Source organism: Paraniabella hibiscisoli, assembly GCF_022512515.1.
GTDB classification, from domain to species: Bacteria; Bacteroidota; Bacteroidia; order Chitinophagales; family Chitinophagaceae; genus Niabella; species Niabella hibiscisoli.
The window spans coordinates 4,079,995-4,104,728 of record NZ_JAKWBK010000001.1; the positions used below are offsets into that span (position 1 = coordinate 4,079,995).

The 24,734-nt window shown below is 42.7% G+C and carries 24 protein-coding genes; 8 read left to right on the top strand and 16 right to left on the bottom strand.

Translation table 11 applies throughout. The features are described from left to right. Window positions 1–87 precede the first annotated feature (87 nt). From MKP07_RS25210 to MKP07_RS25240, 7 genes are all read right to left on the bottom strand, one after another. Window positions 88–1,158 carry a hypothetical protein gene (locus MKP07_RS25210; protein WP_240849890.1) on the bottom strand — a complete coding sequence of 357 codons (1,071 nt, stop codon included), beginning with the start codon at window positions 1,156–1,158 and terminating at the stop codon, window positions 88–90. Further along, window positions 1,158–2,453, bottom strand: coding sequence for a glycoside hydrolase family 2 protein (locus MKP07_RS25215; protein WP_240851062.1), 1,296 nt, complete (start codon window positions 2,451–2,453; stop codon window positions 1,158–1,160). Before MKP07_RS25215 ends, MKP07_RS25210 begins: the two co-directional genes overlap by 1 nt. A 77-nt stretch (window positions 2,454–2,530) precedes the next feature. Further along, window positions 2,531–2,812, bottom strand: coding sequence for a hypothetical protein (locus MKP07_RS25220; RefSeq protein WP_240849892.1), 282 nt, complete (start codon window positions 2,810–2,812; stop codon window positions 2,531–2,533). 19 nt (window positions 2,813–2,831) lie between these two features. Next, window positions 2,832–3,116: a hypothetical protein gene (locus MKP07_RS25225; protein ID WP_240849894.1), complete on the bottom strand. Its 285-nt coding sequence runs from the start codon at window positions 3,114–3,116 to the stop codon at window positions 2,832–2,834. A gap of 146 nt (window positions 3,117–3,262) precedes the next feature. After that, window positions 3,263–3,823 (bottom strand): hypothetical protein, encoded by a 561-nt coding sequence (locus MKP07_RS25230; RefSeq protein WP_240851132.1) that lies wholly within the window; start codon window positions 3,821–3,823, stop codon window positions 3,263–3,265. After that, entirely contained in the window at window positions 3,706–5,088 is a 1,383-nt protein-coding gene (locus MKP07_RS25235) for a glycoside hydrolase family 2 TIM barrel-domain containing protein (RefSeq protein WP_240849897.1), read from the bottom strand. Before MKP07_RS25235 ends, MKP07_RS25230 begins: the two co-directional genes overlap by 118 nt. Window positions 5,089–5,099: 11 nt before the next feature. Further along, window positions 5,100–5,672 (bottom strand): sugar-binding domain-containing protein, encoded by a 573-nt coding sequence (locus MKP07_RS25240; RefSeq protein WP_240849899.1) that lies wholly within the window; start codon window positions 5,670–5,672, stop codon window positions 5,100–5,102. A 718-nt stretch (window positions 5,673–6,390) separates the two neighbouring features. Between MKP07_RS25240 and MKP07_RS39500 the strand changes: the two genes are divergently transcribed. The 5 genes from MKP07_RS39500 to MKP07_RS25260 all read left to right on the top strand — a co-directional run bounded on the left by MKP07_RS39500 (window position 6,391) and on the right by MKP07_RS25260 (window position 11,088). Beyond that, window positions 6,391–6,639, top strand: coding sequence for an MFS transporter (locus tag MKP07_RS39500; RefSeq protein WP_262919465.1), 249 nt, complete (start codon window positions 6,391–6,393; stop codon window positions 6,637–6,639). Window positions 6,640–6,742: 103 nt separating this feature from the next. Further along, window positions 6,743–7,144, top strand: coding sequence for an MFS transporter (locus MKP07_RS39505; RefSeq protein ID WP_262919466.1), 402 nt, complete (start codon window positions 6,743–6,745; stop codon window positions 7,142–7,144). Next, complete coding sequence (locus MKP07_RS25250) at window positions 7,078–7,728, top strand: MFS transporter (protein WP_240849901.1); 651 nt, start codon at window positions 7,078–7,080, stop codon at window positions 7,726–7,728. Before MKP07_RS39505 ends, MKP07_RS25250 begins: the two co-directional genes overlap by 67 nt. Window positions 7,729–7,879: 151 nt before the next feature. Then, complete coding sequence (locus tag MKP07_RS25255; RefSeq protein ID WP_240849903.1) at window positions 7,880–10,702, top strand: DUF5107 domain-containing protein; 2,823 nt, start codon at window positions 7,880–7,882, stop codon at window positions 10,700–10,702. A 2-nt stretch (window positions 10,703–10,704) separates the two neighbouring features. After that, complete coding sequence (locus MKP07_RS25260; RefSeq protein WP_262919921.1) at window positions 10,705–11,088, top strand: hypothetical protein; 384 nt, start codon at window positions 10,705–10,707, stop codon at window positions 11,086–11,088. Between the two features lie 272 nt (window positions 11,089–11,360). On the opposite strand, the gene MKP07_RS25265 is transcribed toward MKP07_RS25260, so the two are convergent. From MKP07_RS25265 to MKP07_RS25295, 7 genes are all read right to left on the bottom strand, one after another. Continuing rightward, window positions 11,361–12,965: a hypothetical protein gene (locus MKP07_RS25265; RefSeq protein WP_240849905.1), complete on the bottom strand. Its 1,605-nt coding sequence runs from the start codon at window positions 12,963–12,965 to the stop codon at window positions 11,361–11,363. 2 nt (window positions 12,966–12,967) lie between these two features. Then, entirely contained in the window at window positions 12,968–13,840 is an 873-nt protein-coding gene (locus tag MKP07_RS25270; protein WP_240849909.1) for an NHL repeat-containing protein, read from the bottom strand. A 547-nt stretch (window positions 13,841–14,387) separates the two neighbouring features. Beyond that, the gene (locus tag MKP07_RS25275; protein ID WP_240849910.1) at window positions 14,388–15,209 is read right to left on the bottom strand and encodes a hypothetical protein; all 822 of its coding nucleotides are present in this window, start codon (window positions 15,207–15,209) and stop codon (window positions 14,388–14,390) included. A 64-nt stretch (window positions 15,210–15,273) separates the two neighbouring features. Beyond that, the gene (locus MKP07_RS25280) at window positions 15,274–15,438 is read right to left on the bottom strand and encodes a hypothetical protein (protein WP_240849911.1); all 165 of its coding nucleotides are present in this window, start codon (window positions 15,436–15,438) and stop codon (window positions 15,274–15,276) included. 160 nt (window positions 15,439–15,598) lie between these two features. Further along, window positions 15,599–15,835: a hypothetical protein gene (locus MKP07_RS25285; RefSeq protein ID WP_240849913.1), complete on the bottom strand. Its 237-nt coding sequence runs from the start codon at window positions 15,833–15,835 to the stop codon at window positions 15,599–15,601. Next, a complete protein-coding gene (locus MKP07_RS25290) occupies window positions 15,828–17,603 on the bottom strand; it encodes a glycoside hydrolase family 2 TIM barrel-domain containing protein (RefSeq protein WP_240849915.1) in 1,776 nt (591 codons plus the stop codon). The genes MKP07_RS25285 and MKP07_RS25290 overlap by 8 nt, the downstream gene beginning before the upstream one ends. A gap of 595 nt (window positions 17,604–18,198) precedes the next feature. Next, the gene (locus tag MKP07_RS25295) at window positions 18,199–18,993 is read right to left on the bottom strand and encodes an SDR family NAD(P)-dependent oxidoreductase (protein ID WP_240849917.1); all 795 of its coding nucleotides are present in this window, start codon (window positions 18,991–18,993) and stop codon (window positions 18,199–18,201) included. A 420-nt stretch (window positions 18,994–19,413) separates the two neighbouring features. Here MKP07_RS25295 and MKP07_RS25300 point away from each other — a divergent pair, with 420 nt between their 5' ends. Both MKP07_RS25300 and MKP07_RS25305 read left to right on the top strand, forming a co-directional pair. Beyond that, window positions 19,414–20,115 (top strand): hypothetical protein, encoded by a 702-nt coding sequence (locus MKP07_RS25300; RefSeq protein ID WP_240849919.1) that lies wholly within the window; start codon window positions 19,414–19,416, stop codon window positions 20,113–20,115. Window positions 20,116–20,145: 30 nt separating this feature from the next. Continuing rightward, entirely contained in the window at window positions 20,146–21,204 is a 1,059-nt protein-coding gene (locus MKP07_RS25305; protein WP_240849921.1) for a right-handed parallel beta-helix repeat-containing protein, read from the top strand. Window positions 21,205–21,309: 105 nt separating this feature from the next. Here the strand turns inward: MKP07_RS25305 and MKP07_RS25310 are convergent, their stop codons facing one another. Both MKP07_RS25310 and MKP07_RS25315 read right to left on the bottom strand, forming a co-directional pair. After that, window positions 21,310–22,233: a hypothetical protein gene (locus tag MKP07_RS25310; protein WP_240849924.1), complete on the bottom strand. Its 924-nt coding sequence runs from the start codon at window positions 22,231–22,233 to the stop codon at window positions 21,310–21,312. 52 nt (window positions 22,234–22,285) lie between these two features. Further along, the gene (locus MKP07_RS25315) at window positions 22,286–22,675 is read right to left on the bottom strand and encodes a hypothetical protein (RefSeq protein WP_240849926.1); all 390 of its coding nucleotides are present in this window, start codon (window positions 22,673–22,675) and stop codon (window positions 22,286–22,288) included. A gap of 275 nt (window positions 22,676–22,950) precedes the next feature. Between MKP07_RS25315 and MKP07_RS25320 the strand changes: the two genes are divergently transcribed. Then, entirely contained in the window at window positions 22,951–24,594 is a 1,644-nt protein-coding gene (locus tag MKP07_RS25320; protein WP_240849928.1) for a hypothetical protein, read from the top strand. Window positions 24,595–24,734 lie beyond the last annotated feature (140 nt).

Genomic DNA, 24,734 nt, shown 5'->3' on the forward strand with positions numbered 1-24,734 from the left:
GAAATATCTGGAAGCGTAAGTGATTTTCCTTCCTGGTGTAAACAGACAGTTGTATTTCTTATAAACCATGTTAAAAAATTATGGATGCTATTGCATATTAAATAAGCTAAAAATATCCTGTTTTGTTAGTTTCACTAACGGGTTAAATGCATCGCTTGCCACATATTCCATAAGGCTGTAACGCAGTTGCGCTGCTGCTGGCCGCTTATCAAGGTCAGTATGTATATCCATTGAACAAATAATTAATTTTCCTGTACCTGCTTTCACTTCGAAAAGCGAGGCCATATTCCGGTTCTTAAAAAAATTGTCAATTACTCTTACTGTTGGTTTTATCTGTACGGGCAGGCTATCGATGATCATCGATTTAGATCGCATCACCAGGTCCCACCACTGCCAGTTAGAATGTGTTTCGGTGGGGAAGTGGGTAAACGCCTTGCTCGCACTGTCTATTAATAATCCCATAGAACCAGGTTGATTGGGGAAATGTACGGGACTCCAGAATACGGACGTATACCGGCCGGCAACCCCTTTAATGGCGGAAGTATCAGGATTTAACAGTACGTTTTTACCTTGTTTCAAAAGTGCCATGGCTTCATCAGGCGAAGTGGTAAAATGAACAGCAGCAGCATTATTTTCAGCAATGGACGGATATACCCATACCGGCCACTCATTATTATAAGTCGTGTTCCTGATGCCCACTTTAATGGTTAATTTTTGGGCTGTAACAATATCCTTCAGGGCATATTCGATATCCCCGATCTTATTATTATTCCCGATAGCAATTTCGCCTACCCTCCATTCACCTTCACCCAAAGTTTTTCCAGATGCGTCAGCTACCGTCCAGACTACAGTAGCATTTTTCAGGCTTGCATTGGTGAAATTGGCTATTTCTATGCTGGCTGTAAAGTTTTCGGTTGAAACGTAGGTTGCTTTATCAAACCTTGCTAAAGCAACTACGGGACCACAGAAGCGGGAAAACTCTTGCGCTGATATAGCGCCTTTACTATCCCAAAAAGCATCCAGCAGGCCCACCAAAGCCGTACTTTGCCCGGGAAAATCATGCAGATCCAAAAGCTGGAATCCGCTCATGCCCGGTGTTTTAAGCGCGCGCTCTATTTCTTCTTTATACAAGCTGGCTGCCAGTTTTCCGCTGGCCATCAGATAACTATTTGCCAGAGAAAGCATTCCCTTTTTCTCAAGGTCTTTTTTACAGCTATGAAGTTTAAGGGCTCCAGTACCCCTGTGTATTTTTTAATTTCCTGCATATTGGGATATACGGAATATTGACCTATTTCATGAGATATAATAGGAACAGGTATACTGTCGATAGATCGCCGGTAATCAGAGTTAAAGGAAGGAGCTTTATCATTAAAGATACCCTGACCTCTTACCCAACCCTTGGTTGTCCATTGCGTAACGTAAAACTGATCCTGCGGTTGAGGCCAGCTTTTCTGTCCAAAGGAGAAAGAAGTGGTCGCATATAGTCGCCGGTTGTCCTGGCTTTTGAGATCTTTTACCAGGCCGTTGAGCCAGGTGAAGTTGCCTTCCAGCTCATTGCCCATACTAAAGAAGCAAAAAGAGGGATGATTGCCATAACTATTTAAAATAAGCTCCGCCTCCTTCCTTAAAAATTGTTGTGTGCTGTCTGGGTTTTTGCGAATAGTTGCCCATAGCGGCAGTTCAATTTGTAAATACATCCCGAGTGAATCTGCTACGTTAAAAGCTGCTTCCGGCGGGCACCAGCTGTGAAAGCGCAGGTGGTTCAGTCCATAGCTCTTTGCAGTTACCATTACCTTTATCCAACCTTCTTTTTGCATGGGAGGGTGCCCGGTCAATGGAAATATATTACACTCCAGCGTACCGCGCAGGAAAATCCGGTTATTATTGATCTGCAGAAGGCTTTGTTCGTTGGTTACCTTACGCATTCCAAACCTTGCCTGGTAGTGATCCATAACCTTGTTGCGTTTTACCAGCTGTACAGAGGCTGTGTATAAATGGGGTGCAAATTCGTCCCATAATTGAGGGTGGGGTATAGGAAGCGCCAGATAGGTGTTGTTGGGATCAACGGCAATATTTTTATGGGCTATGTTTTTGCCCTTAAAATAAATAGCAACCTTTAATTGGTTTTCCTGCGATATTGCTGTGTTATCCAGCTTTATCATGAAGTTCACTTTTTGACCATCGATATCAGGAGTGATTTTTACCTGTCTAATGGATTGTTCCTTTGCTTGAATTTCCATTTTTCCGATAACTCCGTTCCAAATGATTTGGGTACCATCTGTATATGCATGAGTGGCATCGCCGATTTGATAATGCTGCCTGTTATCTATTGCCAGAACGATGGTATGCTTTCCAGGGCTCAAAGGTGGCAGCTCAAATAGTTGGGGCGTACTCAGGCTCTCGGCTGTACCTGCTTTTTTATTATCTACCCATACAGTAGTTTTCCAAATCACACGTTCCAATAACAGCTTTAGTTTTTTGTTGTCAAAACCACCTGGAATCTGGATCTCCCTTTTATACCAGGCAGTTCCTATAAATCTTTTTTACGCCAAAGGTTTCGCATAATATCCTTATTCATAAAAGCGGTGACTACTTCGGGTGTGTAGCCAATACCTGCATCATCAAGTGTTCCGGGTAGTTTAACCTTTTGTATAAAGCGGTCTGCCGGGGGAATTGTTGCTGCGTACTTGTCAGAAGAATCGATTGCAACCCTCCATTCGCCGGAAAGAGTAAGTTGGGATTGTGCCTGAATATGAATGACAACCACGCATAGAAAAAATACAATGCCGGATCTGAACAGTAATAATTTCATAAATTCAATTAGCTTTTATTTATTTAAATATGCCCTGTACTTTTTCAGCTTTAACAATGGTAGTAGGGTTGAATGCATTGCTATTAATATAGGAAGTAAGGCTGTAACGAAGTTGGATTGCTTCCGGGCGCTTGTCATTATCTGTTAAGAGGTCAATGCCTGTTATCAGTAATTTTCCTTTACCTACGCTGCATTCAGCGATCAGGCCCAGCGGGCGCGCAGAAAACCAGTCATCAATTACTCTTACAATGGGTTGTAATCCTACCGAAAGTGAATCCAGAATAATTGCATTGGAATGACTCATGGCATCCCACCATTGCCAGTTGCTATGATACTCTGTAGGAAATTCCTTTAATGCGGGATGTTGGGGATTGCATAAAATACCGAGGGTGTGAGGAGCCTGACCGCCGGTCCATGATGTATTCCAGAATATGCTGGAGAATCCTACGGCTATATCACCACCGGCTTCTTTTTTAAGCTTCCTTTTTTAGGCGTAAGTAATACTTTGCCTCCATTTTTGAGTATTTCTAGGGCTTTTTCATTTAGGTGTTGTGTAATGAAAACATCAGAAGGGCCGGAAGGCAAAATTGCAGGATACACAAAAAAGTCCCAGGAGTTTTCATAATGAGCAATATTAACCGTCAGCACAAGACGCGATGGCCGATCTATTTGTGACAACGATTGTTCGATAGTACCTGAAACTAACCCGTTTCCCAAAGGAATATCGCTTTTCTTAAACTGACCTTTAAATAGAATCCTTCCGCTTTCATCCCGGATGTTCCATTGAGGAGTGACATTTTTTAAGATGCCCGCACCAAACTGTGCCACCTCTACCGCAACTTTAAGCGTTTCGTTATTTTGAAATACCATTTTGGGGAATCGTGCCAGCGGTACTACAGCATTACTAAACCTGCTGTATTCTTTGCCGGTAACATATCCCTTTTCTTCCCAAAAAGGGTTAAGCACTCCCACCAGCGCAGTGCCCTGTCCGGGAAAATCGTGTAAATCCAACAGCTGAAAACCTCCAAAATCTTTAGTGCGTAGTGCTGCCTCAATATCGGCTTTATAGCAAAGTGTTTGAAGTTTACCGAGGCGAGTAAAAAGCTGTCTGCCAGGTGAAGCATACCGCTCTCTTTCAAACGGTCGCGGAAAATTTCAAAGTTTTTGGCTTTTAAAATACCGGTATATTTTTTTATCTCCTTGAGATCAGGATAAACGCACCACTGGCCAATTTCATGGCTCACTGTGGGGTGTTCCCATTTGGAGATGATATCTGTAAAATCGTAATCGCTGCGTGGCGGTTGTGCATTGATAATACTGGTAAGTCCTGCTCCCCATCCCTGTATTCTCGGCGCGATATCATTATTAAAATCGCTTTCCTCCATTAATGGCCATCCGGCGGCGGTAGTGTATAAACGGCGGGTATCTTTCTGCTGCCAATACTTTACAAAGTCAACAAGGTATTCTTTGTAACGTGGGGTATGTGCCGGTTCGTTACCATAGGTCAGCATGGTAAATGATGGGTGGTTTCCATACATTTTGATCATGCGATTACTTTCATCGTACAACCATTTGTCAATGGGTTTCCCGTCGCCAACACCAGAACCGGTATTCGCCCAGGAAGACACTTCAACCTGCAGGTAAAAACCTAATTGATCGGCAGCTGTGAAAGCGGCTTCGGGCGGGCACCAGGAGTGAAAGCGGATATGGTTCAATCCGAAAGAACGGATCGTCTTTAAGATACGTAGCCATTCTTTCACATCTGTTGCAGGATAGCCTGTTTTAGGGAAGATGGCACATTCCAGTGTGCCTCTTAGTAGCACGGGCCTGCCATTGATCGTAAACTGCCTGCCGCGGGTTTTAAAATCACGCATACCAAATGTTGATATTTTTTCATCAACACCGGAAGCCGTTCGCAGCGACACTTTCAGTCGGTACAAGTTAGGTGAAAACTCATCCCATAAAAGCGGGTTCTGGCCCATTCCGTAGGTAAAAGTAGTAATAGTCGTATCCTTGTTAAATGTAATTTTCTTTAACCAGGGTTTTAATTGAACCGTGCCGGGACCGCTTACCGATGTTTCCATTTGCCCGGTTGTTATATTGGATGCATGATTCACTGTAGAAACCTTTACCGTTATTCCCTTTGCTTGCAGGTTGGGATATACCTGCACATCGTCAATAAAAATTTTAGGTTTTGCAATCAACTCAAGCCGGCCAATCATACCGTTCCAGTTAGTTTGTGTATGATCTGTGAGGCTGTGTGAGTTGGGACCCACATTAAGTTCTTTTATGCGGTTATCAACCCGTATCGTGAGCTGATGGATTCCGGGGTAAGCTTTTGCGAAATGGAAAAAATTTGTGGGGTTCCCATGCTATTCTTCATACCTATTTCAACCTCATCAATCCAAACGGTGGTTTCCCAATGAGTTCTTTCCAAAAAGAGCTGTACTTCTTCTCCCGACCAGGAAGCAGGGATGGAAATTGTTTTTTGGTACCAGGCAGCCCCCTTATAGTATTTAACAGGCTGAAGCCAAAAGGGAATCTTTATATTGCCGGGTTCACGATACTTCGCATAGGCTGGTTTTGTAAACCATGATTGATCTACTATTTGGCCGGTCCAGGGCGTACGGATGTTGATGTCATTGCCTTTAAAGTTAGTGGTCATGGAGCCGGGCAAGGTTACCTGGTCTGGCAATTTTTTGGTAAACCATTTATCGGAAACACCCATATCCAATGAATCAATTTGAAAACGCCAGTTACCGGAAAGGTTGAGCGTAAGATCAGCGTCGTTTTGCCCAAATGTACTGATCGCCTTTACAAGGCAAAGAAGAAGAAGTCCGTAATACCGGTTAAAATTCATTTTATGTTTTTATTTTATTGAGGTTTGTTCATTGGGTACGAAATGTTTTGAATGCCTTTGACACGCTTTATCACAATAATCTACAATTTTCAGTTTATATTTTTCAAAAGTACTAAAGGGGTATAAAGATAAAAATGGAGGTTACTTTGAATCCGATGGATAATTTCATGGATCTCCTTGCCCGATTCTCATAACAGCATTTTATAAATTTACTTTTACCGGACTAAGCTGAGATGCTTTGAATTGCTTTGTCTATTCATCACCGTTAGCGGTACCCGATATGCGTATTAATAATGATAACAGTTAGGGCGATTGTAAGTGCATCTCCAAAATAAATGACAATCTTTAATATGAGGTTCGAAAAATTCATAGGTTTGATACATGACCATTTCTTTGCTGTACGCAGCAGCTGTGCACTGGTAAAAAACACGTAAAACGAATGTCCTGGTCGTATCTCTAACTTAAAAGAATGCCAGGGGTAAAATGCTAATCGCAATCGCTTTAAGATTTTAGTTAAATGTGCTTCGATAAAAGGTTGTAGCAATACGTTTATAACAAGCTGAAGCAAAACGAAGAACTAGAGGACGATACAGATGATAACCGGAACAATGAGTATTGGGGCAACTTAAAAATCATAGTAAAGTCTATATTTTTAATTATCCAATCCATTTTATTGACGGCGTTTTTAATCACCTTCGCATACAATTGCTGTTTTAATATGATAGATAAACAAGATTCTTTCAACGCCGCCTACATTACGGGCATTTCCTTTATTGCTGCATTAGGCGGCTATTTATTCGGATTCGATTTTGCCGTAATTGCCGGCGCCCTTCCTTTCCTGAAAGAGCAGTTTCATTTTACAGATGTGCAGGAAGGATTTGCGACAGCCACCCTTGCATTGGGATGCATACTGGGTTGCCTGGTTGCCGGTTCTATATCAGGCAGGTTTGGCCGTAAAAAGCGCTAATGCTGGCAGCGGGTATTTTTCTGGTGTCTTCGCTGGCAATGGCCTGGGCCTACAGTAGTACCACATTTATCATCGCACGTTTTTTGCAGGTATCGGCGTTGGTATGGCTTCCGTGCTCTCGCCCATGTATATCGCTGAAACAGCTCCTTCGCAAATGCGGGGCCGCATGGTGGCTATCAACCAGCTCACCATTGTAATTGGAATACTGGTTACTAATCTGGTAAACTATTCTTTGAGGAATGAAGGTGATGATGCGTGGCGATGGATGATGGGTTTGGGGGCAGTACCATCTGCGCTATTTTTAATAGGCGTTATTTTTTTGCCGGAAAGTCCTCATTGGCTGGTTAAAGCCGGCGCTGATGAAAAAGCAACGGAAAATTTGCAGAGGATCGGGGGGCTGGATATGCCGCGGATAGCCTTGCAGCCATCAAAAGATCTTTGCAGGGGGAGAGCACAAAAACAAACTACAAAGACATTTTTAGCAAAGCGGTGTGGCCTTCTGTGATGATCGGAATGGGGTTGGCGGTATTTCAGCAGTTTTGTGGCATAAACGTGGTCTTTAATTATACTACAGCTATTTTCGAGAGTGTTGGTTTTAATAAAGAGGACCAGTTGATGCAAACAGTTTTTATTGGTGCTGTTAACCTCGTCTGTACGCTGGTAGCTATATGGCAGGTAGATAAGCTGGGTCGCAAACCACTCATGCTCTTCGGCGCAGTAGGGTTAAGTATTTTGTATATTATCAGCGCTATACTGTTACAACAAAAATCGGCTGCAGCCTCATGGACATTGCTGGCGGCCATTGGCGTTTACGCGATGACTTTAGCCCCGGTAACCTGGGTGCTTATTTCAGAAATTTTCCCCAATAAAGTGCGCGGAGCAGCCACGTCAATAGCTGTAATAGCGCTTTGGCTGTCCTATGCTGTGCTAACCTTTACATTTCCAATTTTAGCAAAGAGGTTAGGCGCATATACTCCTTTCTATATATATGCCTGCATTTGTATAGCTGGCTTTTTCTTCGTTAAATGGAAGGTGAAAGAGACCAAAGGCAAGTCCCTTGAAGATATGGAAGCGGTATTCGGGCACTGATACAACAATAATAACAATCGATCTTAAAAGTAAAACATTCAGATATGGTAACTGCCTGGCAGGAAAAAGTAATAATACCCACCTACAAGACCGGACAACCGGATAAAAACCCAATGTTTAAAACCGGGTATATCAGGGCAGTAGCGGAGTAGTGTACCCACATGCCGTAATTGATAAAGTGTTTGATGAAAAAGAAGACCGGGAGTGGATAGGGCTGTTTCTGGAAAACGAATATCTTAAGATTATGATATTGCCGGAACTGGGAGGACGCATACAAATGGCTTATGATAAAACGAATGACTATCATTTTGTATATTATAACCGTGTTATTAAACCTGCACTGGTGGGACTCGCCGGCCCGTGGATCAGTGGCGGTATAGAATTTAACTGGCCTCAACACCACCGTCCTTCTACTTTTGAAGCCACCGATTTTTCAATAGCAGAGAATAAGGATGGAAGTAAAACAATTTGGGTTAACGAATACGAAAAAATGTTCGGCACCAAGTGCGCACTGGGCTTTACATTATACCCTGGCGTTGCTTATATCGAACTACATGCTCAGTTATACAACCGAACCCCGTTTCCCCAAACATTTTTATGGTGGGCCAACCCGGCAGTTGCAGTAGACGAACATTATCAAAGTGTTTTTCCGCCCGATGTTCATGCTGTTTTCGATCATGGTAAGAGAGATGTAAGCTCTTTTCCGATAGCTACCGGTACCTATTATAAAGTAGATTATTCACCCGGAACCGATATCTCACGTTATACAAATATTCCGGTGCCTACTTCCTATATGGCGGTCAACAGCGCGTTTAATTTTGTTGGTGGATATCATCATCAGCGAAAAGCGGGCCTGATGCATATTGCCAATCATCATATCAGCCCTGGGAAAAAACAATGGACCTGGGGATGCGGCGACTTTGGAAAAGCCTGGGACCGGCAGCTTACTGATGAAGACGGGCCTTACTTTGAACTGATGTGTGGTATGTATACTGATAATCAACCGGACTTTGGATGGATAATGCCTAACGAAGCGCGTGACTTTAAGCAGTATTTTATGCCTTATAAAAATATTGGTTATGTAAAGAATGCATCCATTTCTGCTATGATCAACGTCGAAGGTGTAGCTGATAATGAAATACAGGTTAGTGTTTATGTAACCCGTGCGCAAACAGTACAGATTGTACTGAAACATAAGGGGGCTGAGGTATTGAAGGATGTTGTGGCATTATCCCCGCTTACCACCTACTCCCGAACGCTTACAAATGAGGAGAAGATCGAACTGAATCATCTCTATGCTGCTGTATTAGACGAACAGGGGACATTATTAATAGACTATAAACCTGTAACACGCCAGGGAGAACCCATTCCGGATCCTGCTAAGCCTGTTGATGATCCAGCGGAGATTGCGTCTAATGAGGAACTTTTCCTGGCCGGATTACATCTGGAGCAATACCGTCATGCTACTTATGCTCCGTTAGACTATTATCAAGAGGCGCTGCGCAGAGACCCTTCCGATATCAGGTGCAACAATGCCGTGGGCCTGTGGTATTTACGCAGGGGACAATTTGAAGTAGCAGCACCCTACTTTAAAATTGCTGTAGAGAAACTGGTTAAGCACAATCCCAATCCTCATGACGGGGAACCTTTATTTAACCTGGGCCTGTGTTTAAAATACCAGGAGCAATATGATGAGGCTTTCTCCTACCTATATAAAAGCACCTGGAATGCCGCCATGCAGGATAAAGCTTATTTATACCTGGCTTATATTTCGGCTATAAGGTGTGATTGGAAGCAGACCCTGGAACTATCTGAACAATCCATACTTAAGAACTATAATGGCTTGAGGGCAAGACATCTCAAAGCTATAGCACTTCGTAAACTGAATCGTATCGCCGATGCGATCAGTTATTGCTATTCGACGCTTGAAATAGATAGCTTCGACTTTGCAAGCCGGTTTGAACTTGCCCAATGCTATAAGATTCTGGGTGATAACCTGGACATGAACAAAGCTATTCAGCAATTACAACAGCTGATGCAGGGCCGTCATTATACATTTATTGAAATGGCATTGCAGTATGCAGAAGCGGGCTTATACCAGGAGGCCCAGGACCTGTTGGCAATAAATCCTGGCACAGCTACAGAGCCGCTATCACTGTATTACCAGGCCTATTGGAGTAGTAAGCTCGGCCATCATGATAAAGCTGTAGAATGGTTTCATAAAGCATATAAGCAAAGCCCGGACTGCGTATTCCCTAACCGTATTGAAGATATAAAGGTGCTGCAACACGCAGTAACGCTTCATCCTTCAGATCATAAAGCTTTATACTATTTAGGAAATTATTTTTATGCTAAACGGCTTTATGAACAGGCTATCGAATGCTGGGAGCAGTCAGTAGCTCAAAACAATACTCACGCTACGGCACTGCGTAACTTAGGCATCGCTTATTATAATAAAGCGGATCAAAAATCTAAAGCGCTGCAAATGTTCGAAAAAGCCTTTGCTGCGGATCGTTCTGATTCCCGGGTATTGTTTGAACTGGACCAGTTGTACAAGCGTTTTAACAGGTCGCCCCAGGAGCGCTTGTCTATCCTATCTCAATATTTTCCTCTTGTCCAGGATAGGGATGATTTATATATTGAGTATGTTAGCCTGCATAGCGTGACTGGCCAATTTGAAAAAGCAAAGGAGCTGTTAGCTGCCAGAAATTTTCATCCCTGGGAGGGAGGGGAAGGTAAAACATCCGGCCAGCATGTTTTAATTCATGTAGAGCTCGCCAAGAACGCCTTAAGTAAAAATGACCTGGAGTTAGGGAAGCATTGTTACAATCAGCGCAAACTTATCCTTCCAACCTGGGAGAGGGTAAAATATATGGAGCTCAGGAGAATGATATTTCGTACTGGCTGGGCTGTTTATACCAACAAAAAGGCGATGAAAATGCGGCTGAAAAATATTGGCGGGCAGCATCAATAGGTTTGAGTGAGCCCGTGGCCGCAATATTTTATAACGATCAGCAACCTGATAAGATATTCTACCAGGGTTTGGCTTTACAACAATTGGGAGAGGCTAACGAGGCCAGTCAGCGTTTTGAAAACCTGATTTCATACGGAAGGGCACATATAAATGATAAGGTTAAAATGGATTTTTTTGCAGTATCCTTACCCGATTTAATGATTTTTGATGATGATCTGAATTTGCGGAATATCTTACATTGTTATTATCTTATGGCGCTTGGCTATTTAGGCCTCAAAGATTATGAGTTAGCCACGCTTTATTTCGATAAAGTACTGGAGTTGGATAAAACACATAGCGGAGCTATTTTGCATAGCGAATATGCAAGACAAGCCGTGCTGCTATAGTGCATATTGTTGAGCAGGAAGAATTGAATTACAACCTAACCTGTATGGTCAATTCGCGGCTTACAAAAGCAGAAAGCTGGCGGCTAGCTCCATCGTATCTGAAATATCAAATGACGGTTATTGGTGTCAACTTGAAAGAAGATGGAAACCCTGGCTTGGAAAAGCCGGGGGCCATCTTACGTTTTAAACCAAACTGTTCATTATTACTAATATCAAACCCAGATTTGTTATAGTATAGAATGTATTGTTGATCTTATCGAAACAAGCACATTTTATTTTTGATGAACCTGTATCACTTTCGAATAGTTAATGTCTCCATTAATATCTACCTGTTTGATCCTGAAAAAGAGTTGTGAATGACTGTCCGACAGCAGATCTTTAGTGTTTTTATTACAACTCACGGCGAATATTCCCATACCCATCCACAACATAGACAAGTGTAGCCATTTGTTGCGCCGCATACCTAACAGTAACAGCAAGCCCAACGTAAACAATGTAACACCCCACATCATCGTTCCATTAAAAGTTTTGGAAAAATTATAACTTAAAGCCTGATCACTATTGCCGCCTGGCGCCAGGGTTTTTACTTCACCGATCTGTAGGAAATGGATCCCGTCCTTCGAGGCCTCTATTTCATAGTGACTGCAATTTTTCTCTGTTAAGGTTTGCCAGTTAATAACCAGTTGTTCATCGGTAAGTGTAGCCGTAATGATGCCAAACACTACCGGCAAGGCAGTAGAGAAATTAAGATTAAAGGCGGCAGGTGACGGGTCTTTTACACCGGCCAAATCTACCGACGAGAAGTAAAATCGGGTAGAGCTGGTTCCACCCGGTACAGCTGTAGCTTTAATACTCAGCTTCGCAGGATCGTAACCGGGTATTCTGAAGCCGGGTGTAGTAATTGTAATACCATCATATATTAACTCAAAGCCATTGGTAGGAAGGCTATCAATAATAATGGTTTTACCCGCCCAGCTTCCCTGTGCCGGCTGATCCTGCGGATCGCTGCCTCTTAATGGTGTATCCTCCAAAGAATAAGTTGTGCCATTTTGAGGCGCACCTGTTATGGATTTAGCACCAGCAATACTTTCAGGAGCCTGTTCAATTCCAAAGTTTACACCGGTGAGATTAACGGAACCGACCGTAACGGGCGTTTCACCATTAGTAATATTGCCGTCATCAGGTGCTGTGGAATTGCCAATAGAAGTGTTTAAATGAGCAAAACCATCCGGCAGCATAGTGGCTGGTTTGGGATTACCCGCTACACCCTGAACCTGGGTTAACTGTATCGTGTAGTTGCCTGGATTTAAACTGGGAACAGTATAGGTTCCGGTGCCAGGATTAACAGTAACACTGGCTACCACATTACCTGTTGCAGGATCAATCACATTAACATATATCGGCACCGATGTAGTGGGTACAGATCCATCTGGCGTAGTACCCCCATTCATGTCGTTGAAAACAGTACCGGTTATGGTGAAACATCCCGGGGTTGTGGTAGCGTCATTGGCGGCGGGAGTTGCCGGGTTATTGGTAGGCAGCTCATCATTAGGAAGGTTTAATATCTGAACGCCATTATACTTGATAAAACCCTGCCCAATATAAGGAGCAGTACCCGTTGCACCGCTATAGGTTAATACAAGGGTAGCAGCTTCATCTTTATACAATACACCGCTTCCCGTTGCTGCCTGTGTACGGGTGCCGGTTGGATCCTGCGATTTGATCAGTAGCCCGCTTCCGGTTCCCAACCGGATAGAATCGATTTGGAACGTATTCAGCGCAATTCCATTTAATGTAGCACTGCTAAGTGTTAAGCCCGAAGGATTGGGATTTCGGTAATGAGCATTAATGGCATGAAAGTCACCGGTATTGCTCACCGTTACGGTAAATGAAACAGTACCCCGGCACAGTTTCTCGTGGCAGTATTGATAGCAGTGATACTGGGTGCCGGCGCAGCGCAGGATGCAAAGTCAGAAGAGCTGTAATTGTTGGTTGAAGAAATATCGGTAGAGGCACCGGTATTGGTGCTTACTTTAAAAGAGCCACTGGTACTACCTACGATATAATTACCACTTGATAAAAAAGCTACTGACGAGGGACTGCTGGATAGGGGTGCAAATGATTGCCCTGCAAGCGATAAGCCATTGTAGTTGCCGTTGGCATCATACTGGGCCGGAAAAATGGCTAATATATTAGCATTGTTAAAGGCGCCTGTTAAATTACCCAAACCATCAAAAGCAATATCGCCTCCGCTAAATCCTCCGGGTGAAGCTACTCCGGGAACCGTCAAGGTTCCAAGACTTACAGCTGCTACAGCAGGCGTATTGGGATTAAAACGATATAATGTATTCGTGCTGCTATTATGAAAATAAATATTTCGGTCAACAGGATTGTAGGCAGCTTTATTAAAATTGGATGCGGTAGTTACACCGCTGAACGTAGCGTTAGTTGTACCATAAGTATTACCGGAAATATTATACGAAAATATTTTTGGAACCGGATCAGTGGCATTTCCGCGGTTGGCAAACCATAAGATATTGGTTGTAAGATCAAGTGCTGCAGCACTTGTTCCCGCCTGGCCACCCGCGGCAGCCATGGTTGCAGCAGCACCTCCACCAAAAATGTTAGTCACAATGGTTGTGCCCACATCTGTTGTGGTATCAAGCCTTACCAGCGTTTGCTGATTGGCACTGGATATAGCGTATACAACACCTGTAGTACACTGCGCATTAACTACTTTGCCGGGATTCATAAAAAGCCCAACAATGACACCAATAAAAGTTTCTTCATTGCATTTTTTGTTTAAAAGTTATCGGTCAGGGGGCTATACGAAAACAGGCTAAGCTTACCAGGTGTTTAAAGCTAAACTTTCCAGGTCAGATGAATTCACTGCGAAATTATAGCAGGAAGGGAAATAAGTATTACACTTTATTGCCCCAAACCTACACTATTTTATCAAAGCCAGACCCGAAATGGCCTCAGGAAATGGCCATTCTGTTATAGAGAGTCATAAATACGGGTAGTAGAATAATAGTGTTACAAGATGAAGATGGCGTAGCGAATGGTATACAACCACTTTCATAATCACTATGTAAGACAAAGGCTTTATCCTAAGAAACATAGAATATGAAATTTAAGCTAAAGCGAAAAGCGACCATTACTGTCGCCTTTCTTTTTGGTCATGAACTTTTCAGGTGTTAAGATTTCTGGTTAATTATGATAACAAATCTTACCTACATACTTCTAACCGGCAGCATTGCAAAAAATGCCGGTTCATTTGGTAGAAGATCGTTGAGAACCTAATCTTCTTCCACTACTGCTATCTGGTTCACCAGCAGTGGCGCCGGTCCGTCTGATACAAGTTCTATTTGTACTTTTCCATCATTAGTATCTTCGCGCATCATAAATATTTTGATCCATTTACCACTAACGGGTATCGTGCCGGTTTTCAGTTCCCGGCCTTCAATCGTAATGGTGCCCTCACCTTTTCTTTTGGCGTCATTGATCAGGTACAGATAAATATATCCCTTTACGCCTGCAGGAGGCTGCAGGTTTATCGAAAAATTAGTTCCATCCCAAGCCTTGCCCTGCGGTTGAGACACGGAATAAGCGGACGTAATATGATATTGATATTTTTTACCAACCACTACACTGTCATCAGCTGCTGCCCAGTCTTTGGCTGCTGAAACATTGGCAGCCGCTTTTACAAAAAAGGCTGCATTTTGAAATTGATTAGGTAATGGGGTAGCGGGTACTGCTTCCGGCACCGTAGCAAGTGTTGTTTTCAGCAGCGTTAGTGGTAGCTGTTCACGGGGTGCAAAAGCCGGACTTTTCATATAAGCGATCAGGCTGTAAAATAGTTGGTGTGCATAGGCGTTGTTCTTTTGTTTCAGCGCATATCCGCATATCAACAATTTTCCATTACCCACTTTTGTTTCAAATATGCTACCCAGCTTTTCATTGTAATGAAAGTCTGAAACAGGTTGAGCCAGAGGCCGGAAACTTTTTGGCATATTGGAAAGATTAAAATAACGTGCGCCTGGCATTGCTTTCAACCATTGCCAATTGGTAGCGTTAGTGGTTGGAAAGAAACGAAATGCCTCGCTTTTATTGTCAATCATTGACCCCAGCGTTTGATTGCTTTGACCAGGAAAAAACTGGCACTCCAGAATAAGGGGGTAAAACTTACCGGAGCCGATGTTTTTTGCTGCCTAATTTATTAGCCACCAGTAGTACTTTTCCGCCTTTATCCAAAACGCTGTCTACCTGTTTATTCCACTCTTCACTTACATAAATGCCATTGGTGTTGACAGCTTTTTCACCCTCGGGAGGAATATATAAAAGTCCCAATGGTTGCTATAACTCTTATCTTCAAAATATAATCGGAAATTATACTGAGCCGCTTCCTTCGGAAAACCTGCCAGGGATAAGGTGAGGCTGTCAGCTTTGGTAAGTTTTCCCTGGCCGAAAAAATTCTGTGCTGCTACACCCTTGTGAAGCACTTTGCCCTTCATGTCAGTGATCTCCCATAACAATTTTTTTGTACATCCGTCTTGTAATTATTAGCGACTTCCATACTCAATTTTAGCGTATCATTACTCGTGTAAGTGAAAGTTTTTATTCTTATCAGGGGTACTACAGCATTGCTATAACCCCTGAAAACCGATGGAGCAGTAGTTCCTTTATCTTCCCAGAAAGCATCGAGCCAGCCAACAAGCGCCTCGCCCTGTCCCTGGTAATCACTCATACTCAGCATTTGAAAACCTGCACTCGGGGGCCAGCATAATGTTTTCGATATGATTTTTATATAATAGCTGTTGCAGGGCTCCGGTGGCTTTATGAAAATCGATGTCCTGGTTGGCAATACCATTTTTTTGCACCACTAATTTAAAGCCTTCCAGGTTTCTTGCTTTTAAAACTCCTTTATACTTTTCTATTTCCTTCCACTCAGGGTACACCGGATACTGGCCTACTTCATGTGCAATTATGGGTATAGTGGCTTTAAGGTAATTAGCTTCCAGGCCTGCATCGGTCCGGTTCATGCTATTGGCATAGGTTCCACCCACATTGGGAATATTATGGGTGACCATATAATCATCTACAGGCATTATTTTCCGGGCGGTAGACACGGCATATAAACGGCGTGGATCTGCAGATTTCAGTTTTTTTACCCATTCCTGCATCACGTCAAAATCAGAATTACCCAGCTCGTTGCCAATACAGAAAAACAGGAAGGAGGGATGGTTGCCATATTCATCTATCACCCGCTGCATTTCGGCCTGTACAAAGGCATCGGCATTGGGGTTTTTACCCAGGCCCTGGGGATAACCCTTGGTATTCATTTCGGGACGATCTTTTTGTTCGCCTGCCATCCACCAGTCCAGCCATATAATTTCCGTCTGGATGTAAATGCCTAATTTATCTGCCGCTTCGAAAGCAGCCCTGGGTGGTGTCCAGGAGTGAAAACGAACCATATTTAACCCATATGCTTTATACTTGCTGAATATAGCTTCCCAGTCTTCAATATTGCAGGATGGGTAGCCGGTTAAGGGAAAATGTACGCAATCGAGATTGCCACGCATAAATGTTGTCTTGCTATTAACCAAAATTTTATGAGTGGTTGTTGAAACATTTCTAAAACCTATTTTGTCTTTCCAGGTTGAGATATTGCCGCCTTGTTTAAGGGTAAGCGAAACCTCGTAAAGGTTGGGGTCAAACTCGTCCCAGGATTTTATATTTTCTAGTCCATCTATTGTCCAATCAATTTTTACATGTTCAGGATCAGCGGCAAATTTTTTCGATGCAGTGTGTACCTGTTTACCGGTTTGCAGATCTTTTAAAGAAGCAGTGAGAATGATATCATCTGATGTGGGGCTGGTTAAAAAAGTCTCCAGTCGCAGGGATTTCTTTTCTGCATCCGGGTAGGTTTTGACCAGCCTGATAGCAATGGGATTTTCGGAGTGCAATTCCAGTTTACCAACGATGCCGTTCCAGATAGTTTGTGTATATTCTGTATAGCCATGCCCCTTGTCACCAATATTGTGGATCAGGTCGTTATTGACACAGATGGTAAGTGTGTGAGCACCCGGTTCCAGGGTACCAAGGTTATGCCGGTGCGCTACATATAAGGGTGAAAGTTTGGAAACAGGGCGCCCATCAATAAATACCTGGCTTTCCCATAAAACACGCTCCAGGAGGAGATAGGTGTTCTTACCTTTCCAGTCTGCAGGAATATGTATTTGCCGCTGATACCAGGCCGGCCCAATATGTTTAAATGCTCTTGTAAGAATGCCATAGTCTGATCCGATTGTTTTAGATCCCAGTCCCGCTTCATCTGTTGTGCCCGGCAATTGTATAGTTTGTGTAAATTCAGCAGGGGGCTTATGCTGATTGTAATACAAGCTATCTGCATCTAATCGAATCTTCCATGGTCCTGCAATAGATATTTTATCTTGGGCACTACAGAAGGTTATGCATCCCAAAGCAAGCACAGTAAGCAAATATTTGAACGACATGTTAAGTTGTTTATAAAAAAATAAATCCGGTCATAGATCCTGGCAGCATAGAAGCACCAGCCTTCTCATAATAATCGCCGACCTTAGCAAATGAAAATAATGCAAAACCTTTTACGAATTTGTAATTGCTGATTGTTTCATCAAATGATCCATTAGAATCAAATGATTATCCATTTGAGTAAAACCTGTATAGTCAGACTGGTTGCCGGCGGTGTGTTTTGCGAGGTATGTGCCTGAAAAGATGAAGTACTTTAAATAACGGAAGGGTGTATCTCTTTTAAGATCCAATAACTTAATGGGCTATTGCTGCTTCAAATAATCAGCTCTTTAGAGCGTGTACAGAGAAAGGTTTTCATTTTTATGTAGTATCATCATAAAATTGAGATACTTCCAATCATGGAGATTTTACCCACATAGCGGATATTCTTTCGAAGCACTTTTTGAGTAGGGACCTGATCGCTGTCCAATTTTCAAAAGCTGTCAGGAGCGATTGCATTTTAAGCCATTTTGCTTATTATGTATGCGATCAATACCGTGATAGGGCCGCAACTATGCGTGCTTCCCGGTTACTCACATCTGCACATTGGTTCCATTACTACAGGATCGATTTAACCAGTCCGCCTTCCACCCGTATAGCCGCGCCGTTGGTACCGGAGGCCAGGGGGCTGCAAAAATAAACAGTGGTATCTGCTATTTCTTCTACATTTTCAAACCGCTTTAGCAGGGAGCTCGGCCGCATATCTTTAAAGAAATCGGCTTCCACTTTATCTATGGATTGACCGCTACTTTTTGACAGATCTTCTAAAAAACCACCCACACCCTTAGATCTGGTAGGCCCGGGAAGGATGCTGTTTACTGTCACTCTTGTACCTTTTGTTAATTCGGCCAATCCACGGCTAACCGCCAATTGCGCCGTTTTGGTCATACCATAGTGTATCATTTCATCGGGAATAAATACAGCCGATTCGCTGGAAATAAAAATAATCCGTCCCCAGTTCTTTTCAAGCATTTTGGGAAAGCAATGCCTTGAAAGACGGATGCCGCTCATTACATTTACTTCGAAAAATCTAAACCAGTCTTCATCGGGAATTTCCGCAAAAGCTTTAGGTTCAAAAATGCCGGCATTGTTAATAAGAATATCAATCTCAGGTAATTGTTCTATTAAGTGGTTAACCTCGGCTACTTTGGAAAAGTCTGCTGCAATGCCGCTCACCTTAGCATCAGGTACCAGGTCCTGCAGTTTGGCAATACCCTCGTCAACGCTTAAATTGGTTCTTCCATTAATGATGACGGCTGCACCCTCTGATAAAAGTCTCTTTGCAATCGCAAAACCAATACCGGCTGTTGAGCCACTGATGAATGCAATTTTATCTTGAAGTTCTAAATTCATGAGTAGGTTAATTTATGAATACGGACTCTGAAATACTTGAACCTAAGGTAGTTTAAAAATAGTATCGAACACCTTTTAAACAAAAAAAGTGCAGGAGCGGGTAGGCCCGAAAATTTTTGACTATGTATATTTTTGAAAGCTATATGATGATAAGGCTGATTACTTTTGGGAGGTTGGAATTGGTGCAAACGATTGATCAATGGCTGGTAGCGCTTATACGGTAACTTTAAATTTTAAAGCAGTTTCCGGTTACAATGTGCGAAAGAAAAGTTCAGGTTCAGAGCAGAGCAATAGGGTAGACCGGGACAGGCCTTTGGGACAAAAATTTTAACGGAAAATGCTTACTAACGAGTTGGTTGGTTGCAACAATCTGGACTCGCCAGTTGCCATAACTAAACCAGCAATAAACAGAAGAGTTATATGAAAATGTTAAGTATTGCAACGCGTAAAATTGCAGGGATAAGGGCTTTTGCTTTTCGTCTTTTATTGGTGATTATGATATCTGGTTTGGTTACAGTAACAACCCGGGCTGCTAATGATACAATTTTGTATCGTTTGGATGATATGGGAATTGTTCCCAATACAGGCGCAGACATGACTCCTTTATTTGCCCGGGCAATGGAGCGCATCAAAGCCAATCAAAAGAAAGGCATTCCGGTTTCAGTAAAGATGAAGCCCGGACGCTACAATTTCTTCCCGCAAAATGCAATCCGGAAGAAACTATTTATTTCCAACCATGATCAGGATAATCCCAAAACAATAGGGCTGGCTTTTGAAGGTCTTGAAAATATTACTTTCGATGGCGGCATGTCCGATCTTATCTTTCACGGGCGAATGTTACCGGTATCGATGGAACAGGTTAAGAATTTTAAGCTCAGGAATCTCCGGATTGATTTCGACCTGCCACATATTTGCCAGGCAGAGATACTGGAGAATGATACCGTCAATAATATTATTACATTGAAAACTTCAGATTGGGTAAAGTATAAGATCAGGGATAGTATTTTTTATAATCAGGGTTCCGACTGGGAGCTCAACCCATCATCCGGAATTGCATTCGACAAAACTACCCGTCATATTGTTTATAACACAAGTGATGTAAGCGTTGCTTTAAAAAAGTAGTGGAAGTTCGCCCCGGCGTAATTAAGGCGTTTGGCTGGAAGAAAAAAACTGGCACCTGGTATGATACTGGCCATGCGCTCCTGGCATCGCCCTGCACCCGGTATTTTCTTAGATCACGGCAAAAATGTTTTCTTTGAAAATATTACGGTGCATTATGCAGAAGGAATGGGATTGCTGGCGCAGGTTTCAGAGAATATTACACTCGATCATTTTAATGTGGCCTTAAAAGGCGCCGGCGATCCCCGCTATTTTACCACACAGGCCGATGCTACGCATTTTTCCGGATGTAAGGGCATCATAAAGTCTGTCAGCGGATTATATGAGGCTATGATGGATGATGCCATTAATGTACACGGTACTTACCTTAAAGTTGTTAACCAAAAGAACGATAAAACTATTGTTGTTCAGTACATGCACGGTCAATCATATGGCTTCGAATGGGGTTTGCCGAAAGACCAGGTGCAATTGGTAAGGAGCCAAACGATGGAGGTAGTTGGCAATGCAAATACCATTCGCCGGATACGGCCTTTAGATCAGCCAACTGTGGCGGGAGCTAAACAATTTGAGATTGAATTTACCGATGGTATTGAAATCCCCGTTGCTGATTCATCTGGTTTTGGAATAGAGAATATGACATGGACGCCGGAGGTTTATTTTGCGCACAACACCATCCGGAACAATCGGGCCAGGGGATCTTTGTTTAGTACACCCAGGAAAACAGTTGTCGAAAACAATACATTTGATCATACCTCCGGTTCGGCTATATTACTTTGCGGCGATTGTAACGGATGGTATGAAACCGGGGCCTGCCGATCGGTTATCATTCGCAATAACCGGTTTATTAATGCCCTGACAAATATATTTCAATTTACCAACGCCATCATTTCAATTTATCCTGAAATACCTAAGCTTAAAGATCAGCAAAAGTACTTTCATTCGGGTATTATTATAGAGCATAATAGTTTTGAAACCTTCGACAGGCCTTTGGTTTATGCAAAGTCGGTTGACGGGTTGCTGATCAGAAATAACCAAATAAAAACCAATCAGCAATATCCCCCATTTCATCCTAATCGATATCCTTTTTTTTGAACGCGTGAAGAATTATAAGGTGATTGATAACCAATTTGATTATAGATTCGATCCGCTGCAGCATATTAAAGTTGCTTTGAAATAAGGGGGATGCGGCAAACAGAGCTATTTGTTGATGGAATGATTATCCGGTAACAGAATTACAGGGGCGTTGTTTTCTAAATTGACAAGCGACAGGGCCTTAATGCTTCCTATCCCCGCAAATGAAACATTAACACCATATATCTTTCCAATAGGGTTCAGGTATCGGGTAGTAAATATTTTCTTTTGATCGATCCAGATACTGACTGTCTTGTTTTCTACTCTGAATTTGAGGTAAGCACCCTTACTTAAGTCGGCGGAAAAATCCTGCATGTCGTCCCGGTCGCCATAACGAAACCATTCTGAGAACCGCGCTTCAATCCATGCTTCGCAGCCTTGTTTGTGAATAAAAAAGTAGTGCGAGGTTTTTTCACCGTATATGTAAATATATAAAGGAGCACAACGAACACCCACACGATCCGGAGATGTAAATAATTGTGTAGTTAACTCGAAATTATCACCACTTACATCGAGAGGTTCAGCACGGATGAATTTCACAAAAAAGTATGAGTGGTATCTATACCCGCGAAATGTAAGGTTGCTGTATTTACCTGCAGCGCTTTTATTAGATTGTTGTTGAAGCTCTATAGGATAAACGCGCGTGGTATCCCTGGGGCTGGTTGCTGTGGCAGTCCATCCATCAGTTTTAAGGTATACCACTGATGTATCAAGTATTTTATCCTGGTATCTAAGTAAGGCATAGTAGCGACCCGGTATCTCATAATAGTGTGAAAGGGTTGTATTCGGTGCAATACTTTTTCTTGCTTCTCCATCTCCAAAATCTATGGTAAACTCGTTTTCAGCATTATAGTTATCAGGGATCTTCAGTGAAAACAAGGCAGAATGAGGTGTTTGCCCTTCCGGATTTTTACATATTAGTTTTATATCCTTAGGTAACGCTGATTTTGAATATGTAAAAAATAATACTGTGGAAATTACTGTTGCCATTACTATACCGATTAGCAACCAGGGGAAACCGAATTTTACCTGTTTGTTATGCTCAAAAGGGGGTGAGGCAGGTCGGCATTTCCAAACTCAGTATGTTGATTACCTGGTTCACTTTTCGCTTTCTCATTGTTCGGGGAGATAGGCTTAACACCTCATGACTATCTGCAAAAGACTGCCAGTCTTTAAAGCCCGCATATTGCGCCAATGCATCACGTGTAGCTTTTTGAGGGTAGTAGCGTTCGGGTGTTTTTAATTTTCCAAAGATTCGTTTTAGCGTGTTGGGGCTGATGGATATATCTGTTTGCCTGCGAATCTGACCATTGAGCAACTGGTAATCGCTGTTTGTCCACTGACCTATTTGCTTACTATTAGATTTTTCTGATACCAGCTGACAACATAAATCCAGCAATTCAAAACCTTTCTCATTAACTGCCTTATCCATACTAAGAAATAAAAAAAACTAAGTCATTGGTTTACATAAATATAAGTTGTCCAAAATTTTGTCTAGCGGTTTGTGCAGGCTAAGATTTGGAAAGTTATTCCTTCCAAAGTTAAGTTTGTTAATCTGGTTTAACGATTACAGAAGAAGAAAATATTTGCTATATGAATACGGAAAGCTGTTATTCTGAGTGTCATTATTTGATCTTCAAATTGGGGTATGATTAAATATTATCTATCACTATACTGCAAAGAAGTAAGCATTTTAAAAAAGTAACGATGAATTTTTTCAAAACAAAAATAGTAAAGGCAACCTGTGTAATAGCCCTGAGTATCGGCATTAGAGATACCGCAGGGCAGGCAAACGGGAAGCCCGTATACATTAGCGGTGTATACCCGCACCTCGCAGTCTTTAACGATAAAAATACCACCGGATGCGGCGATATTAGCGGGAGCTTCGATCCTAAGTCGGATGGTTTTGAGGGAGGCATTGGTGCCATTGTGCCCTGGGCCAACCAACTATGGATGGTAACCTATTCGCCTCATTGTCCACTGGGTAGTTCAGATAAATTGTACAGCATCAGCAATGATTTGCAAATTACCACACACCCGGAAAGTATTGGCGGTACACCGGCCAACCGGATGATACACAAGGAATCCAATCAGTTGATCACCAGCAGTTATTTTATAGACAGTAAGGGAAAAGTGAGGGTCATTCCGTTTTCAAAAATGCCGGGAAGAATGACGGCAAATGCCCGGCATCTTACAGATCCTGCGAATAAAGTATATTTCTACGATATGGAAGGAATGCTCTATGAGGTGAATGTGTACGATCTTTCCGTAAATAAATTATTCAATAAACCGGTTCCCGGATGGCATGGTAAAGGAGCCTATACTTCCCAGGGATTACTGGTGGTAGCCAATAACGGAGAAATTGCAGCCCATAAAACAGAACCCGGAGATATTAAAGCCGGTTCACTAAAGCCCGCCAACAGTGAAGAAATGGGCGTATTGGCCAGTTGGGATGGACATGACTGGAAGATTGTAGAGCGTAAGCAATTTACCGATGTTACAGGTCCCGGCGGCATTTACGGGGCGCCTGATAACCAATCACCGCTTTGGAGTATTGGCTGGGACAGGCGTTCCGTGATATTGAAATTATTGGATGACGGTGAGTGGTACACGTATCGTTTACCCAAAGCTACTCATACCTACGATCACCGCGGCGGCTGGTATACCGAGTGGCCCCGTATCAGGGAAGTCGGTAATGGTAGAATGCTGATGGACATGCATGGTATGTTTTATGATTTTCCTAAAACTTTCAGTAAGAAAAACAGCGCCGGTATTAAGCCTGTAAGCACCCATCTTCGCTATATACCCGATTTTTGCGAGTGGAATGGAAAGCTGGTGCTGAGTACAGATGAAACTACTATGCTGGAAAACCCGATGGCTGGCCGCTCCCAATCTAATCTTTGGTTTGGGCAATTCAGTGATCTCAAAGAATGGGGCGCTCCCAACGCCTGGGGCGGGCCCTGGGTTAACGACAGCGTAAAAGCAAATACGGTATCAGATCCTTTTTTGGTGAATGGCACCGAACAAAAGATGCTGCATTTAATACATAATGGCAAAGAACCTGTAACCTTCACCATTGAAACAGATGCAAAAGGCAATAACGAATGGAAGCTGTATAAAACAGTAAGGGTGGGTGCCAACGGGTATAACTATCATGTTTTACCACAAAACTTTTCAGCTAACTGGATCCGTTTTAAAACCGATAAAAATTGTGTAGCATCTGCTTATCTGTACTTCAACGGCAAACCACATGCTGCCGCTGCCGCGCCTATGTTTGCAGCCCTGGCAGATGCCGCAGATAAAGGGGGCATTCAATGCCGGTCTCATTCGCCCGGCAGGGCACAATACTAACCTCCAGGTTTTACCCATCCGCGGTATTAACACAGGTTATGTGGAAGTAAATGAAAAGTTGGAATTTATAAGACCCGCTACAGATAGCTCAATTGAAATGAAACGGCTCATGATGCTCAAAAAGATTTTGAAATAGACGA

Bases quoted from the DNA above. Each gene is read 5' to 3' on its own strand.
- MKP07_RS25210 (WP_240849890.1), bottom strand. From the start codon at position 1,158: ATGGCCAGCGGAAAACTGGCAGCCAGCTTGTATAAAGAAGAAATAGAG.
- MKP07_RS25220 (WP_240849892.1), bottom strand. From the start codon at position 2,812: ATGAAATTATTACTGTTCAGATCCGGCATTGTATTTTTTCTATGCGTG.
- MKP07_RS25225 (WP_240849894.1), bottom strand. From the start codon at position 3,116: ATGAGTCATTCCAATGCAATTATTCTGGATTCACTTTCGGTAGGATTA.
- MKP07_RS25240 (WP_240849899.1), bottom strand. From the start codon at position 5,672: ATGAATTTTAACCGGTATTACGGACTTCTTCTTCTTTGCCTTGTAAAG.
- MKP07_RS39500 (WP_262919465.1), top strand. From the start codon at position 6,391: ATGATAGATAAACAAGATTCTTTCAACGCCGCCTACATTACGGGCATT.
- MKP07_RS39505 (WP_262919466.1), top strand. From the start codon at position 6,743: ATGGCTTCCGTGCTCTCGCCCATGTATATCGCTGAAACAGCTCCTTCG.
- MKP07_RS25270 (WP_240849909.1), bottom strand. From the start codon at position 13,840: ATGAATCCCGGCAAAGTAGTTAATGCGCAGTGTACTACAGGTGTTGTA.
- MKP07_RS25275 (WP_240849910.1), bottom strand. From the start codon at position 15,209: ATGATTGACAATAAAAGCGAGGCATTTCGTTTCTTTCCAACCACTAAC.
- MKP07_RS25285 (WP_240849913.1), bottom strand. From the start codon at position 15,835: ATGAGTGATTACCAGGGACAGGGCGAGGCGCTTGTTGGCTGGCTCGAT.
- MKP07_RS25290 (WP_240849915.1), bottom strand. From the start codon at position 17,603: ATGTCGTTCAAATATTTGCTTACTGTGCTTGCTTTGGGATGCATAACC.
- MKP07_RS25295 (WP_240849917.1), bottom strand. From the start codon at position 18,993: ATGAATTTAGAACTTCAAGATAAAATTGCATTCATCAGTGGCTCAACA.
- MKP07_RS25300 (WP_240849919.1), top strand. From the start codon at position 19,414: ATGAAAATGTTAAGTATTGCAACGCGTAAAATTGCAGGGATAAGGGCT.
- MKP07_RS25310 (WP_240849924.1), bottom strand. From the start codon at position 22,233: ATGGCAACAGTAATTTCCACAGTATTATTTTTTACATATTCAAAATCA.
- MKP07_RS25315 (WP_240849926.1), bottom strand. From the start codon at position 22,675: ATGGATAAGGCAGTTAATGAGAAAGGTTTTGAATTGCTGGATTTATGT.
- MKP07_RS25320 (WP_240849928.1), top strand. From the start codon at position 22,951: ATGAATTTTTTCAAAACAAAAATAGTAAAGGCAACCTGTGTAATAGCC.